Source organism: Flavobacterium flavipigmentatum (genome assembly GCF_020911905.1).
GTDB lineage: Bacteria > Bacteroidota > Bacteroidia > Flavobacteriales > Flavobacteriaceae > Flavobacterium > Flavobacterium flavipigmentatum.
Window position 1 is genome coordinate 2,493,957 of the sequence record NZ_CP087133.1, and the last position, 14,189, is coordinate 2,508,145.

A 14,189-nucleotide genomic window follows, 5' to 3' on the forward strand; every position below is an offset into this window, starting at 1 on the left:
AAAGATTACATTACAAAGGTGCTAACGAAATGTATCTTTTGCTTTACAGCATAAAAAAGAAACGTTATATAATTCCCATAAAGGACTTATATAACGCTGTTTTGCTGGTATTATGGGTTTTTATTCGGGAAGAAAAATAGTAAATACCGACCCTTTATTTGGTGTACTGTCGGCAATAATATACCCTTTATGGTTGTCTACAATTTTCTTACAGATCGCAAGACCAATGCCGGTACCCGGATATTCTGTTTTAGAATGTAAACGTTGAAAAAGAATAAAAATGGTTTCTTTAAACTGAGGGTCAAAACCCATTCCGTTATCAGAAAAAGTAATTTTATAAAATTTCTTTACTGATTGATCCAGTAATTCGGGATACAAAGTGGAATGTATTTTATCACATTCGATCACAATTTTTGGTGCAATATCATTTTGGCTGTACTTTAAAGAATTTCCAATCAAGTTGATAAAAAGCTGTTCTATTTGATACGGAATTACGTCTAGTTTAGGCAATTTTGTGGTGATAATAACGGCCTTTTTTTCTTCGATCGTTTCGTTTAATTCTAATTGTGCATTTTCGAATAATTCCGTCAAACTCGATTTTATGAATTCCTTTTTTGTTGTATTGGTTCGGGAAAATAAAAGCAGATCATCAATTAAAACACGCATCCTTTTGGCAGAAATTTCAATTTTAGAAATATAATTTTTTCCGCTTTCAGACATTACCGCTTTATCGGCATCTGAAACTCTCGAAATAAAAGTTTGAATTTTTCTGAGTGGTTCCTGCAAGTCATGACTTGCAACGTGATTAAAGGAAGCCAGTTCTTTATTGCTTTTTTCAAGTTCGCTATTTCGCTCTTGCAGTTCGATATTCAGCAAATGCTCATCTGTTATATCAAAATTGATTCCCAATAAAATTTTACTTCCATTTCTGTCTACCAAAAGTTTTCCGGTAGATTTTAAGTACCTAATTTGATGATCGGGACGAACAATTTTATAATAAACAAACGGAAGCGATTTGTGGTTGACAATTCCTTCCATTGATTTTTCTATCATCGCTTTGTCATCTGCATGCACAAATTCTAAGAAAGTCTCTTTTGTAGGCAGAAACGCTCCGGGTTCATAACCCAACAAACGAAATTGGTTGTCAGAATAAATTATTTTGTCGGTTTCTAAGTCCCATTGCCAGGTGCTGAATTTTCCAATTTTCTCAGATTCTGCCATTAAACCGGAAGAAATTAAGAGTCTTCGGTTGTATATTTTTAATCGAACAATATCCTTGCTTATTTGTCGGTAGGCCAGTAAAATAAAAGTCATAGCAGCCAAAAACAAAGAGATAGAAAAGACAGGGCCTAATGAAGTTTCCTGATCGTATATTTTGAGTCTCTTTTGTAAATATTTTTTCTCAATATCATTCATTTCATCGACCTGAAACCGAATGTTCTCCATCAGAATTCTGCCGCCAAACATGTGATTGTCTAGTTTTCTTTTATCATAATTGTCAGGTTCGCTGTATTTTAAACAATTTTCGAAAGAAGCAAAACGAAGAATAATGAGTTTGAATAACCGTTGAAGGTTTTGTTGTTGTTTGGGATTGTCGGCCGTAAGTTTTCGTAAAGCAATAAAAGAGGTGTTTACTTTGTCTCTTGAAAAAAGATAAGGACTCAAGAAGCGGCTGTTTCTGGTAATAATGTATCCGCGCTGTCCTGTTTCGGCATCTTTTATCGCAGACATCAAGCGTTCTAGCTGAATGTTTATTTCGTAATTATGCATCAATAGCTTACTGGATTCGTTCAAATCCCTGGTGTGTTTGTAAGCTATTGATGAAAGAAATAATAAAATGAAAATAGCAATTACAAAAATAACTCTTAATGAGTTTGAAGAATTAAACTTTGGAATCCACTTCATTGTTAATCACTATTATAGTCGTAACAAAAAGTTATCACGGTTCAGGCCAGATGTTTGATAGTGCCAATTTACTGTTAGGACTTCATTAATAATTTTTTTCAAATCATTAAAATCACTTGGTTTTTTGATATAAATATTAGCTCCTTGTACAAAAGTATCTTCTATATCCTGCTCAGAAGAAGAAGTAGAATAAATGGCGATAATAATATTTTTTAACCGCTCGTTTTGTTTAATTTCTGCTAGACACTCTTTACCAGTTTTTTTTGGCATATTCAAATCCAGAAACAGTATGTCCGGTAATTTTGCATCTGGTTGCGTTAAATATTCCATTAACTGCATCCCATCAAAAGCAAACTCTACCTTAGTCTGTACTTTTACTTCTTCAAAAGCATCCTTAAAAAATAAGCGGTCATCTTCATCGTCATCAGCGAGTAAGATATGTAATGCGTTTTTTTGCATTGATTTGTATGGTATTTAGTTTTGTTTTAAATGTTCTCTCCTTTTCTTGATAATCCTCTGAAAAGCAGATGGTGTAATTCCTGTCGTGTTTTTAAACTGCGTACTCAAATGGGCAACACTTGAGTAGTTAAGTAAAAAAGCAATCTCGGTTAAGCTCATCTCATTGACCAACATCAATTGTTTGGCTCGCTCAATTTTTTGCAATATGATAAAATTTTCAATTGAAGAATACGTTACTTCAGAAAAAATGTTGGATAAATAACCGTAACTATGATTTAACTTCTCTGCTAAAAAAACAGAACTTTTATAATTATTGCTGTCTTCCATGTATACGAGCTCAATAATGGCATCTTTTATTTTTTGTACCAAAACGCTTTTTTGATTCTCGACAACCTCAAAACCGTAGGGACTCAAGTTCTTTTTTAAAGTCTCTAATGCTTCAATACTAAGGTTTTCATCAAGCTCAATTTCTCCAAAGCCTAAAGTGGTAAAATTTATATTTTCTTCCTCTAATTTTTGTTTTAAATAAAGAGAACAAATAGTATTGATGTCAAACTTGATAAATAATTTCATGATAAATAAATAATGGTTAAAGATACTTATTTTATTTTTGGTTTAAAATTTAAAAAAGGCATGAAAAGTTAAAAGATATAAATGTTTCAAAATCAAAAAAATACCGTCTAATTAGCGTATTAGACGGTATCTTGTTTGAATAAAAAAAGTTACAAACCTGAGAAAATATCTTGTAATTCCTCTTTGGTTTTTCCTAGTTTCTGTTGAATCTTTCCGTATAACTCATCTTCTTTTCCTTCTTCGTACAATAAATCGTCGTCTGTCAGGTCAGCATATTTTTGTTTTAGTTTCCCTTTTAGCTCGTTCCAGTTTCCTTTTATTTCTGTAGTATTCATGATCTTATTTTTTTAAAATTAATAGTTTTGTAAAATTGCAAATTGTCACTTTAATATGTATTATATTTATTTTTGAGATTCTTCTATAATTCACATTTATTATTTTCTAAATAGAATAGCGGCGTAAAATCCAGGCCATTTTCTCGTGTTGTTGTAATAATCCCGTGATAAAATCGGCAGAACCTATGTCATTATTGTCATTTTCAAATTGCGGAATATAATCACGAAACTCTGTTACCAATTGCTCGTGATTGTTTAAAAGTTCCTCAAGCATCACTTTTTGAGACACATATTCCTTTGGAGATTCTTTGAGAGTAGAGTTTTCAATAAACTCTTTCATTGTACCAATTGTTTTTTCGCCCAGTTGACTAATGCGCTCCGCTACTTCATCAATATTTTGTTCTAAAATGCGGTACTGTTCTTCAAATAATTTATGCAATTCCATAAAACTATTTCCTGAAATATTCCAGTGAAATTTTCTGGTTTTTACATACAATGTCATTTCATTAGATAAAATCGTGGCTAATATGGTGGCGCTTTTCTTTAAGTTTTTTGTTGTAATTCCGATGTTTGGGCTCATAATAATTTCATTAAATGTTGTTTTACAAAATTAAACAATCAATACGCCTTTTTTCTTACATCATTTTATAAAGATATTATAGAAATTCAATGTTGTCTTAACACATTTCTAAATCTAATGTTGTAGTTTTGGCGCCAAATAAAACCAAAATCCTAAATTTTAATGAAAAAAACAGTAATTATTTTAATGCTTTTTGTAGCTGCATTATCAGCAAAAGCCCAGTCTTATATGGGGTATTTTCATGATAATTATGCTGGAGTTCAAAGTGTGCTTTTTAATCCAGCTTCTATAGCAGATTCTCGTTTTAAAACAGATATCAATCTATTCTCCATTAGTGGTGCAGTTCAAAATGATTTGTATGGAGTAAAACTTTTTGATGTTTATAAAGACGGTTATGATTTTGATAGCGAGGCTAAGAGATCACCATTAAATCAAAATAATGCTCTTGTAAATTTTGATATTATGGGACCTTCCTTTATGTTTAACATCGCTCCAAAACATACAATTGCGGTTTTTACAAGAGCGAGATCAGTTACTAACCTTAGAAATGTTAACGGAAACCTAATAGATCAGGTGAAAGAAGGTTTAGATGAAGCAAACGATTTTAACTTTAATGCGGGAAATGTAAATGGAGCTTCTAATACTTGGGGCGAACTCGGAATTTCGTATGCAGCAGTTTTGTACCAAAATAATCAACACTTTCTAAAAGGAGGTTTAACAGCCAAATATTTGCAAGGTGGTGTAAATGGATATATTAAAGGTCAGGATGTTAATGTAGCTTTTAACGAAAATACAGTAGATCCTGATAGAGGTACCTTGGTTTCAAACGGACAAATTACTGTTGGTACGAGTCAGGATTTTGAAGCAAATGAAGATTATAAATTTGATTCTAATGCCAACGGATTTGGTTTTGATTTGGGACTTGTTTACGAATGGAGACCAGATTACGAACAATATGATTTGAGCAAAGCGAAACGAGCGGATAATAATTTCAGAGATTTAAATAAATACAAATTACGTTTCGGATTGTCGGTAACAGATATAGGATCAATTAATTACAAAAAAGCAAGACAAGACACCTATGATGTAAATGGTACGATCACACAGGAAATGATTAATGACGCAGGTAATTTTTATGAATTTCTTGAGGATAATTATACCAAAACATCTTCTAAAATTGGTATGAAAGCAAATTTGCCAACAGCGCTTCATGCCGACGTAGACTGGAACATGTACAGAAAATTTTATTTGAATCTTAACGGAGACATTAATATGGTTGCTGCTAATAAAGTAAACGGTTACGGAATTGCAAACCGAGTATCTTTAACACCTCGTTACGAAAGCAGATGGTTTAGTTTTTATGTACCAATGACTTACATGCAATACAGCGGCATGCAAGTGGGGTCTGGTTTGAGAGTGGGAGCATTCTTTGTAGGATCAGGTTCTGTGCTTACGAATTTAGTTTCGAAAGAGTCAAAAGCAGTAGATTTTCATTTAGGGATTAAGATACCGGTGTACGAAAAGAAATTTAGAGATAGAGACGAAGACGGTGTTATAGATAAGGAAGATACTTGTAAAAAAGTAGCAGGTCCAATAGAAAATAAAGGTTGCCCGTGGCCAGACTCAGATTCAGATGGTGTTTTTGACAAAGACGATGCATGCGCAGATCTTGCGGGTCCAGTAGAAAATAAAGGTTGTCCTTGGAAAGATTCTGATGGCGATACGTTATTAGATAATGTAGATGTTTGTCCTGCAATTTCGGGACCTGTAGAAAACAAAGGTTGTCCTTGGCCTGACACAGACAAAGATGGGGTTTTAGATAAAGACGATGCTTGCCCGAACGAAGCTGGATTACCAGAAAACAAAGGTTGCCCGAATCTAGACGCTGATAAAGATGGAATTTCAGATAAAGAGGATAATTGTCCTTTGATTTATGGTCCAGCAAGTAATAAAGGTTGTCCTGAAGTTTCAAAAGCAACATTAGAGCAATTGAGAGTAGAAGCAAAATCGATCTTTTTTACAACAGGTAAAGCTACTTTAAGCGATGCAAAAAAAGGAGAAACATCAGGAAGATTAGACGCTATAAAAGAAATTTTGAAGAACTATCCAAATGCTAAATTTGCGATTAACGGTCATACAGATAATGTTGGAAATGCAAAAGCAAACCAAAAATTATCTGAGGCAAGAGCTAAAGTGGTTATGGATCTTTTGATAGAGAAAGGAGTAAATCCTGCCAACTTAACTTCTAAAGGTTATGGTGCTACAAAACCTGTTAAATCAAACAAAACAGCATCAGGAAGAGCAGAAAATAGAAGAACAGAAATTGTTTATTTAGGCAATTTATAAGCCTAAATGAATATAATACCAAAAAAGCCATTCTTAATTGAGTGGCTTTTTTTATTTTTGCATACTTTCTAAAAAGAATTATTTCTTTGCAATAGAAGTTCTAAAAAAACAAGAATGACAACACAACAACTACACGAACAAATTTTACAAAAAAAATCATTTTTATGCGTAGGATTGGATCCCGATCTTAGTAAAATTCCTCCTCATTTATTAGCAACAGAAGATCCTATTTTCGAATTTAATAAAGCCATAATTGATGCGACACATGATTTGGCAGTAGGCTACAAACCCAATACCGCTTTTTTTGAAGCGTATGGCATAAAAGGTTGGATTACTTTGCAAAAAACAATCGAGTATATCAACCAAAACTTTCCTGAAATTTTTACCATTGCTGATGCAAAACGTGGCGATATTGGAAACACTTCAAGCATGTATGCAAAAGCATTTTTTGAAGATTTGAATTTTGATAGTGTAACCGTTGCTCCTTATATGGGCAAAGATTCTGTCGAGCCATTTTTGGCATTCGAAAACAAGTTTACAATCATGTTGGCCTTGACTTCAAACGAAGGTGCTTTTGATTTTCAAACCTTAATTACAAACGGAAAAGAGTTGTACAAACAAGTTTTGGAAACGTCTAAAACATGGAAAAACAGTCAGAACTTAATGTACGTAGTGGGTGCTACCAAAGCAGAATATTTTGCTGAGATTAGAAAAATTGTGCCAGACAGTTTCTTGTTGGTTCCCGGAATTGGCGCTCAAGGCGGAAGCTTATCAGAAGTATGCAAATACGGAATGAATGATAAAGTTGGTTTATTGGTCAACTCGGCCAGAGCGATTATTTATGCATCAAAAGGCACTGATTTTGCAGACAGAGCCAGAGAAGAAGCATTGTTGGTTCAGAAAGAAATGGAAGGGATTCTAAATTCCAAATTTCAGGTTTAAAGTTTCAAGTTGCTTAACTTTTATCCAAAATTTTAACGCAAAGTACACAAAGCTTTTAGTTACAAGGAAGCTTAAAAAAATATAAATCGAAATATAAATGGAAATATTGATAATAACTGGTCCTCCATATTCTGGTAAAGGAACACAATGTGAGATTCTAAAAAATTATTTACACTTTGAACATATATCAACTGGGGATAGATGTAGATTAGAAAAACAAAATGAAACTGAAATTGGAAAAATAATGTCCGAATATGAAGAGAAAGGAGATTTAGTTCCAGACTCTATTATGAAAGACCTTTTTAGCCAAATACTTAATGAAAACAAATCAAATATTGGAGTTATTTTAGACGGTTATCCAAGGACGCAACCACAAGTTAATGACTTAATTGAACTTGTAAATTCAAAACAGATGAAAATTGGAAAAGTTCTAAATATTGAAGTTCCTAAATCTGAACTTTTAGCACGTGCAAAAAAGAGAGCAGAAACATCTAACAGAAAAGACGATAAAGATGCAAAAATTCATATAAAAAGAATTGAAGTTTTTGAAGAATCAACAAGACCAGCAATAGAATATATGAAATCAAAAATAAAAGTTGAGACTTTTGATGGACTTGGGTCGATTGACGAAATTACTAAAAGAATAAAAGCCAGCTTGTAAGAGCCATTTTGAGCTAGTTAGAATTTAGTGGAATTTCCCTTTCACATTAAGTTTTCGTTAAGCCGAAAATGGAGCGGTTACGAATATCCAGCCATCTCAAAGCTGCAAAACGGTTATTCTAGCCTTGCGAACTTTGCGTTTTCTAAAAATACTGTTAGATAAAGACCGTAGCGAACTTTGCGGTTAAATTAATACAATTTAAAAAAGCGAAACCTGAAACAAAACAAATATGAAACAATTTCTTGATCAGCTGGGTACTTTACATTCTTTTGAGACCGCTCCAACTCGCATCATTTCGCTAGTACCTTCCCAAACTGAGTTGTTGTACGATTTAGGTTTAGAAGAAAAAATAGTTGGAATTACCAAATTTTGTGTACATCCTTATCATTTAAAGGCTACCAAAAAAGTGGTAGGCGGTACCAAAAAGATTCATTTTGAAAAAATAAAATTATTGCAACCGGATATTATCATTTGTAATAAAGAAGAAAATACCCAGGAAATAGTGGCTCAATTGAGTATGATTTGCCCCGTTTGGGTTACCAATATTGTTACGATCGAAGATAATTTTCAGATGATTCATGATTTTGGTCAACTCTTCAATTGTAGAACCGAGGCCCAAAAATGGAACGACAAGTTGACTTTCGCTTTAAGCGATTTTAAAAAATACATTCAGGATATTCCACAAAAAAAAGCGGCTTACTTTATCTGGAAAAATCCTTATATGGTGGCCGGAAAAGAGACTTATATTAATGAATTATTAAAGCTGAATCATTTTGAGAATATTTATGAGGAGCAAGGCCGTTATCCCGAAGTTGAACTCAAAAAAATGCGTTTAGAAGGTGATCCTGATTTGGTTTTACTTTCTTCAGAACCATATCCTTTCAAAGAAGAGGATGCTTTTGAGATTGGTCGTTTTACCCATCATGCCAAAACCATTTTTGTTGATGGCGAAATGTTTTCCTGGCACGGAAGCCGACTGTTAAAGGCTTTTCCATATTTTAAATTACTTCATGAGAGATTAAAAAAATAGTTTTACTACAAAAATCACCTTTTTAATTTTTCAATTCTCAAGAAAACAGGTGTCATAAAACCCAAAGTGAAGCAAAAAATACTAAAAAAAATGCCGGCATCTCGAAGACGCCGGCATCATTTAACTAACCAAAACCAAAATAATAAATAACCAGTTTATTACCTTACAAAGGTCTTATATATCTGTATGTTTTGTTGTTAATGTTTTGTTATTACTTTGTTGGGCATAAGTTAAGATTTAAGAAGTGATCATTTTACCTTTTATTGAATTTTTCATAATTTTTGACTATTAAAACATAAAAACAATCAATTTTGTTTATTGAAATAACAGTTATTTGTTTGTATATTTGATAAAACGTTAAATATCAAGTAAATGTGATTTTTATGAAAAATTACGATTTAAGAATATAACTTTATTACACACCCAAAAACAGTAACAAAAATGAGTGATTCAAACGAAAGTAAATGTCCTTTTCACAACGGGCAAATGAAACAAACTGCAGGTAGCGGAACATCTAATAAAGATTGGTGGCCAAATCGTTTAAATTTAAGCATATTACGCCAAAATTCTTCTTTGTCAGACCCAATGGAAGAGGGTTTTGATTATGCAGCAGCTTTTAAAACTTTAGATCTAAAAGAAGTCAAAAAAGATATTTTTGATTTAATGACAAATTCTCAAGATTGGTGGCCGGCAGATTATGGTCATTATGGTCCTTTGTTTATTCGTATGGCGTGGCACAGTGCAGGAACCTATCGTATTTCTGATGGTAGAGGTGGTGCGAGTTCAGGTAATCAGCGTTTTGCTCCCTTAAATAGTTGGCCGGATAATGGTAATTTAGATAAAGCCCGATTTTTGCTTTGGCCTATCAAACAAAAATATGGTAAAAAACTCTCATGGGCCGATTTGATGATTTTGACAGGTAACTGTGCATTAGAATCGATGGGTTTTAAAACTTTTGGATTTGCCGGTGGTAGAGAAGATGTCTGGGAACCTGAACTTGATGTCAACTGGGGTAACGAAACCACTTGGTTGGGAGATACACGTTATAAAGGAGATCGTGAGCTCGATAACCCATTGGCAGCGGTACAAATGGGACTCATTTATGTAAATCCTGAAGGGCCAAACGGAAACCCTGATCCTGTAGCTTCTGGTAGAGATATTAGAGAAACTTTTGCTCGAATGGCCATGAATGACGAAGAAACTGTGGCTTTGATTGCCGGAGGACATACTTTTGGAAAAGCGCACGGTGCAGGTGATGCTGCGTTAGTAGGAGTAGAACCAGAGGGAGCAAGTATCGAACAAATGGGACTTGGTTGGAAAAGCAGCTTTGGTTCTGGAGTAGGAGGAGATGCTATCACAAGTGGTATCGAAGGAGCTTGGAAACCCAATCCGACGACTTGGGACAACGGATATTTTGAAACATTATTTAAGTACGACTGGAAACTAACAAAAAGCCCTGCAGGCGCACACCAATGGACACCAACAGATGAAAGTGCTTCGACTACTGTAGAAGATGCGCATGATCCTAACAAACGTCATGCACCTATGATGACGACTGCAGATATGGCTTTGAGAATGGATCCTGCTTACGAGCGTATTTCGAGAGATTATTTCCAGAATTTCGACAAATTTGCTGATGCTTTTGCAAGAGCTTGGTACAAACTTACTCACAGAGATATGGGGCCAATTTCTCGTTATTTAGGTCCAGAAGTACCTAGTGAGATTTTGATTTGGCAAGATCCGGTTCCAGCGGCAAAATATGAGTTGAATCATAATGATATCGAAGCTTTAAAAGATAAAATTCTTTCAAGCGGGCTTTCAGTTTCTCAGTTAGTAACTACCGCTTGGGCTTCCGCATCTACTTTTCGTGGTTCGGACAAACGTGGTGGAGCCAATGGCGCACGTATTCGTCTGGAACCTCAAATCAATTGGGAGGTAAATAATCCATCCCAACTCAAAAATGTTTTAAACACTTTAGAGACGATACAAAACGAATATGTAAGTTCAGGAAAACAAGTTTCTATAGCCGATCTGATAGTTTTAGGAGGTTCTGTAGCGATAGAAAAAGCAGCTAGTAATGCTGGATTCGATGTAAAAGTGCCGTTTAGCGGAGGTAGAGGAGATGCTACTTTAGAACAAACTGATGTACATTCGTTTGCGGTTTTAGAGCCAAAAGCAGATGGATTTAGAAACTATAAAAATGCACATACAGACCTGATTACCGAAGAATTATTAATTGACAAAGCACAATTATTAACCTTGTCTGCACCAGAAATGACAGTCTTACTAGGTGGATTAAGAGCATTAAATACAAATTATGATGGTTCTAAGCATGGTGTTTTTACTGCACATGCCGATACCTTAAGCAATGATTTTTTTGTTAATTTATTAGATCTAAGTACGGCTTGGAAAGCGACCAATGATTCTGGAGAAATATTTGAAGGACGCAGTCGTGCTACAGGTGAAATAAAATGGACAGCAACACGTGCGGATCTTATTTTTGGTTCTAATTCTGAGCTTCGTGCCATCGCAGAGGTGTATGCGTCTAGCGATGCTAAAGAAAGATTTGTAAAAGATTTTGTTGCCGTTTGGACAAAAGTGATGAATCTTGATCGATTTGATTTGGCTAAATAAACCAAAAATAATGTGATACAATCTTAAAAGTAAAAACTTTTATGAATTGAAAATACTGTTTTTTTGAAGTTCACATTAAAACAAAACCCGACAGGTTCTAAAATCTGTCGGGTTTGCTATTTTAAGTTTTTGAGTTATATTTTTTTACGAAAAAACCACTGTTTTATTTCCATATACCATCGTTTTGCGTTCGGCATGCAGTTTTATCGCTCTTGCCAAAACAATACGCTCTAAGTCTCGACCTTTCATAATAAAATCATCAACAGAATGAATGTGCGAAACCCTTGCAATATCCTGCTCAATAATTGGTCCTTCGTCTAATTCTTCGGTAACATAATGACTGGTTGCACCAATAATTTTTACCCCTCTTTTAAAAGCCGAATGATACGGTTTGGCACCAGGAAAAGCAGGTAAAAAAGAATGATGAATGTTGATAATTTTATTTTCGTAAAGCGAAATCAAATTAGGAGTAATGATTTGCATGTAGCGCGCCAAAACGATAAAATTTATCTGAAATCTTTTCAGCAATTCAATTTGATGTTTTTCGCCTTCTTCTTTATTGTCTTTTGTAAAAGGAACACAGTGAAACGGAATATCAAATCGTTCTGCTATCGATCGTAAATCGTTGTGATTGCTAATAATCACCGGAATATCAACATTTAGTTCTCCTGCGCTGTAACGTCCTAAAATATCAAACAAACAATGATCGTATTTTGAGACAAATAACGCCATTTTAGGCTTCTGTTCCTGATTGTACAAATCCCATGACATCTCAAAATCGGTGGCAATAGTTTGTTCAAAATCGGTTTTTAAATTTTCAATCGTAATGCGATGATTGGTTAATTCACATTCCAATCGCATAAAAAACACATTTTGATCCAGTTCAACATGTTGGTCGATATAGGTAATATTCCCTTCTACTTTTGCAATAAAAGTCGTTACTGCCGCAATAATTCCCTTTTGGTCTTTACAATGAATCAGAATGGTTATTTTTTGCATTTCGATATAGTGTTTAATCGGTTAATCATTTCATTTGTTTAATCGAAAATTGCTAGAATTTTTAGTGATTATGCGTTCAAACAATTAACCGATTAAACATAATTTTTATTTTTTGTCCTGCATTGCAAAAACACTTTTTAACAAAGGAGATGTTCTCGCACTAATATTAGTTCTAATTTCTTTTTCTTCAACAGCAATCATTTTAAAAACACCTACCAAGGCTTGATTGGTGGTGTAATCTGTCAAATCTGGATTTACTTTTTTTACTAACGGAATCGTGTTGTACTTCGTTATAATTTTGGTCCAAACCACATCGGCACCTACTTTTTCAAAAGAACTTTTTATCACAGGATTAAACTTGCTGTACAAAGAAGTCGTAGTACTGCCTTGCAAATAGGTCGTTGCGGCGCTGTCATTTCCTAGTAAAATATTCTTGGCATCTTTAAAAGACATGTTTTTTACTGCCGAAACAAATATAGGTGTCGCTTCTTTTACAGCATCTTCGGCAGCACGATTTAGCACTTTTATTCCCTCGTCTGCAAGTGAGCTCAGACCTATTTTTCTCAAAGTAGCATCTACTTTTTGCAACTCCGCAGGCATCAAAATTTTTACCGCTTCATTTTTATAAAAACCGTCTTCAGCGGTCAGTTTACTCACCTGCACCGTAATTCCTTTGTTCAGCGCTTCTTTCAGCCCCGATGCAATATCCACTCCGCCCATACCTGGTATTTGCGAGGTAATTTGAGGCAACTGATTCAATATTTTCGGCATTTGTGCGCATGATGTTAGCGAAAATGCGAGCATAACTATTACTAATTTTTTCATGTAAATTGGGGGTTTTATCAAATTCAAAAATACTATTTAATCTACAACCAAACTATTTTTTTCTTTCAGGAGCAGTAACATTTTGTTTCATAACTAACAATTGTCCCGCTGTCCGCTAAATTCCGCGCAGAAAAAGCGCGGGATATCGCTTCCATCGGGGCTAGATTAGAGGTTTTGTTATCTATAAGGCGTATTGTTTTATCTTTTGAGCAAATCAATTTCTTCGTTAGTGGCTTTTATATAAACAGACAATTCACTGTATTTCCATTTTACTTTTTTTGTAGCGACTACAAATAAAATGCCTGTGCCTTTAGAACCTTTTATCGGAATTTCTAAATTACAATTTCCGGTATTGTCACTCACATTGATGCTTCCAGAAGTCATTCCATCAGCTTCAATAGGTTTTCCTAGTTTGTCGATTACAAGCTGGTTGTGCTGTGCAGTATTCATAGCACCTTGATAGGCATCCGAATTCTCCATCATAGAAGTGACTCCAAAGAAAATAGCGCTTATAAACAAACCGATGAGTACTAAAATACTAACACATCCTGTGGGTACAAACCATTTCCAGTTCCTGTCCCACCAGCTTTTTTTCGGTTGATAGTGATCGTCGTGCATATTTAAAATAAAAAATTAAAAGAATAATAATTGAAAGATACTAGTATTCTTCTAAATATAAATTCAAATTTTAGTTTTTTAATTCAAAGTAACATTTTCTTTGCGAAAATAAAGTCCAAGTTCATTCTCTCTTATAAACATCTGTATAAATGCTAATTTTACTAGATTTATTTATGATTGTTTTAAATTTTTACCCTTATTTGTAAACTAATAGTTGCTTTTTTTATTAACATACGGTTGTAAAGAAGATACAAATATTAAAATATTTTGTAAATTGCTCCC

13 protein-coding genes are annotated in these 14,189 nt (G+C 34.1%); 5 read left to right on the forward strand and 8 right to left on the reverse strand.

The window, feature by feature from the left end; genetic code table 11:
• Positions 1 to 120: 120 nt before the first annotated feature.
• From LNP22_RS10850 to LNP22_RS10870, 5 genes are all read right to left on the reverse strand, one after another.
• On the reverse strand, positions 121 to 1,905 hold the full coding sequence (locus LNP22_RS10850; protein ID WP_229973473.1) for a sensor histidine kinase: 1,785 nt from the start codon (positions 1,903 to 1,905) through the stop codon (positions 121 to 123).
• Positions 1,906 to 1,917: 12 nt separating this feature from the next.
• Positions 1,918 to 2,364, reverse strand: coding sequence for a response regulator (locus tag LNP22_RS10855; RefSeq protein WP_210666419.1), 447 nt, complete (start codon positions 2,362 to 2,364; stop codon positions 1,918 to 1,920).
• Between the two features lie 15 nt (positions 2,365 to 2,379).
• On the reverse strand, positions 2,380 to 2,937 hold the full coding sequence (locus LNP22_RS10860; protein ID WP_229973474.1) for a helix-turn-helix domain-containing protein: 558 nt from the start codon (positions 2,935 to 2,937) through the stop codon (positions 2,380 to 2,382).
• A gap of 149 nt (positions 2,938 to 3,086) precedes the next feature.
• Positions 3,087 to 3,272: a CsbD family protein gene (locus tag LNP22_RS10865; RefSeq protein ID WP_210666421.1), complete on the reverse strand. Its 186-nt coding sequence runs from the start codon at positions 3,270 to 3,272 to the stop codon at positions 3,087 to 3,089.
• A gap of 106 nt (positions 3,273 to 3,378) precedes the next feature.
• A complete protein-coding gene (locus LNP22_RS10870) occupies positions 3,379 to 3,852 on the reverse strand; it encodes a Dps family protein (protein ID WP_210666422.1) in 474 nt (157 codons plus the stop codon).
• A gap of 162 nt (positions 3,853 to 4,014) precedes the next feature.
• Between LNP22_RS10870 and LNP22_RS10875 the strand changes: the two genes are divergently transcribed.
• The 5 genes from LNP22_RS10875 to katG all read left to right on the forward strand — a co-directional run bounded on the left by LNP22_RS10875 (position 4,015) and on the right by katG (position 11,465).
• On the forward strand, positions 4,015 to 6,198 hold the full coding sequence (locus LNP22_RS10875) for a DUF5723 family protein (RefSeq protein WP_229973475.1): 2,184 nt from the start codon (positions 4,015 to 4,017) through the stop codon (positions 6,196 to 6,198).
• A 114-nt stretch (positions 6,199 to 6,312) separates the two neighbouring features.
• On the forward strand, positions 6,313 to 7,140 hold the full coding sequence (pyrF, locus tag LNP22_RS10880) for an orotidine-5'-phosphate decarboxylase (RefSeq protein WP_229973476.1): 828 nt from the start codon (positions 6,313 to 6,315) through the stop codon (positions 7,138 to 7,140).
• 97 nt (positions 7,141 to 7,237) lie between these two features.
• Positions 7,238 to 7,801: an adenylate kinase family protein gene (locus tag LNP22_RS10885; protein WP_229973477.1), complete on the forward strand. Its 564-nt coding sequence runs from the start codon at positions 7,238 to 7,240 to the stop codon at positions 7,799 to 7,801.
• Between the two features lie 229 nt (positions 7,802 to 8,030).
• Complete coding sequence (locus LNP22_RS10890; RefSeq protein WP_229973478.1) at positions 8,031 to 8,831, forward strand: ABC transporter substrate-binding protein; 801 nt, start codon at positions 8,031 to 8,033, stop codon at positions 8,829 to 8,831.
• Between the two features lie 441 nt (positions 8,832 to 9,272).
• A complete protein-coding gene (katG, locus tag LNP22_RS10895) occupies positions 9,273 to 11,465 on the forward strand; it encodes a catalase/peroxidase HPI (RefSeq protein ID WP_305070145.1) in 2,193 nt (730 codons plus the stop codon).
• Positions 11,466 to 11,609: 144 nt separating this feature from the next.
• On the opposite strand, the gene purU is transcribed toward katG, so the two are convergent.
• The 3 genes from purU to LNP22_RS10910 form a co-directional block, all read right to left on the reverse strand.
• Entirely contained in the window at positions 11,610 to 12,464 is an 855-nt protein-coding gene (gene purU / locus LNP22_RS10900; protein WP_229973479.1) for a formyltetrahydrofolate deformylase, read from the reverse strand.
• Between the two features lie 105 nt (positions 12,465 to 12,569).
• On the reverse strand, positions 12,570 to 13,289 hold the full coding sequence (locus tag LNP22_RS10905) for a DUF4197 domain-containing protein (RefSeq protein WP_210666428.1): 720 nt from the start codon (positions 13,287 to 13,289) through the stop codon (positions 12,570 to 12,572).
• Between the two features lie 198 nt (positions 13,290 to 13,487).
• The gene (locus tag LNP22_RS10910) at positions 13,488 to 13,907 is read right to left on the reverse strand and encodes a cytochrome c oxidase assembly factor Coa1 family protein (RefSeq protein ID WP_229973480.1); all 420 of its coding nucleotides are present in this window, start codon (positions 13,905 to 13,907) and stop codon (positions 13,488 to 13,490) included.
• Between the last annotated feature and the right edge of the window lie 282 nt (positions 13,908 to 14,189).

Bases quoted from the DNA above. Each gene is read 5' to 3' on its own strand.
- LNP22_RS10850 (WP_229973473.1), bottom strand. From the start codon at position 1,905: ATGAAGTGGATTCCAAAGTTTAATTCTTCAAACTCATTAAGAGTTATT.
- LNP22_RS10855 (WP_210666419.1), bottom strand. From the start codon at position 2,364: ATGCAAAAAAACGCATTACATATCTTACTCGCTGATGACGATGAAGAT.
- LNP22_RS10860 (WP_229973474.1), bottom strand. From the start codon at position 2,937: ATGAAATTATTTATCAAGTTTGACATCAATACTATTTGTTCTCTTTAT.
- LNP22_RS10865 (WP_210666421.1), bottom strand. From the start codon at position 3,272: ATGAATACTACAGAAATAAAAGGAAACTGGAACGAGCTAAAAGGGAAA.
- LNP22_RS10870 (WP_210666422.1), bottom strand. From the start codon at position 3,852: ATGAGCCCAAACATCGGAATTACAACAAAAAACTTAAAGAAAAGCGCC.
- LNP22_RS10875 (WP_229973475.1), top strand. From the start codon at position 4,015: ATGAAAAAAACAGTAATTATTTTAATGCTTTTTGTAGCTGCATTATCA.
- pyrF (WP_229973476.1), top strand. From the start codon at position 6,313: ATGACAACACAACAACTACACGAACAAATTTTACAAAAAAAATCATTT.
- LNP22_RS10885 (WP_229973477.1), top strand. From the start codon at position 7,238: ATGGAAATATTGATAATAACTGGTCCTCCATATTCTGGTAAAGGAACA.
- LNP22_RS10890 (WP_229973478.1), top strand. From the start codon at position 8,031: ATGAAACAATTTCTTGATCAGCTGGGTACTTTACATTCTTTTGAGACC.
- katG (WP_305070145.1), top strand. From the start codon at position 9,273: ATGAGTGATTCAAACGAAAGTAAATGTCCTTTTCACAACGGGCAAATG.
- purU (WP_229973479.1), bottom strand. From the start codon at position 12,464: ATGCAAAAAATAACCATTCTGATTCATTGTAAAGACCAAAAGGGAATT.
- LNP22_RS10905 (WP_210666428.1), bottom strand. From the start codon at position 13,289: ATGAAAAAATTAGTAATAGTTATGCTCGCATTTTCGCTAACATCATGC.
- LNP22_RS10910 (WP_229973480.1), bottom strand. From the start codon at position 13,907: ATGCACGACGATCACTATCAACCGAAAAAAAGCTGGTGGGACAGGAAC.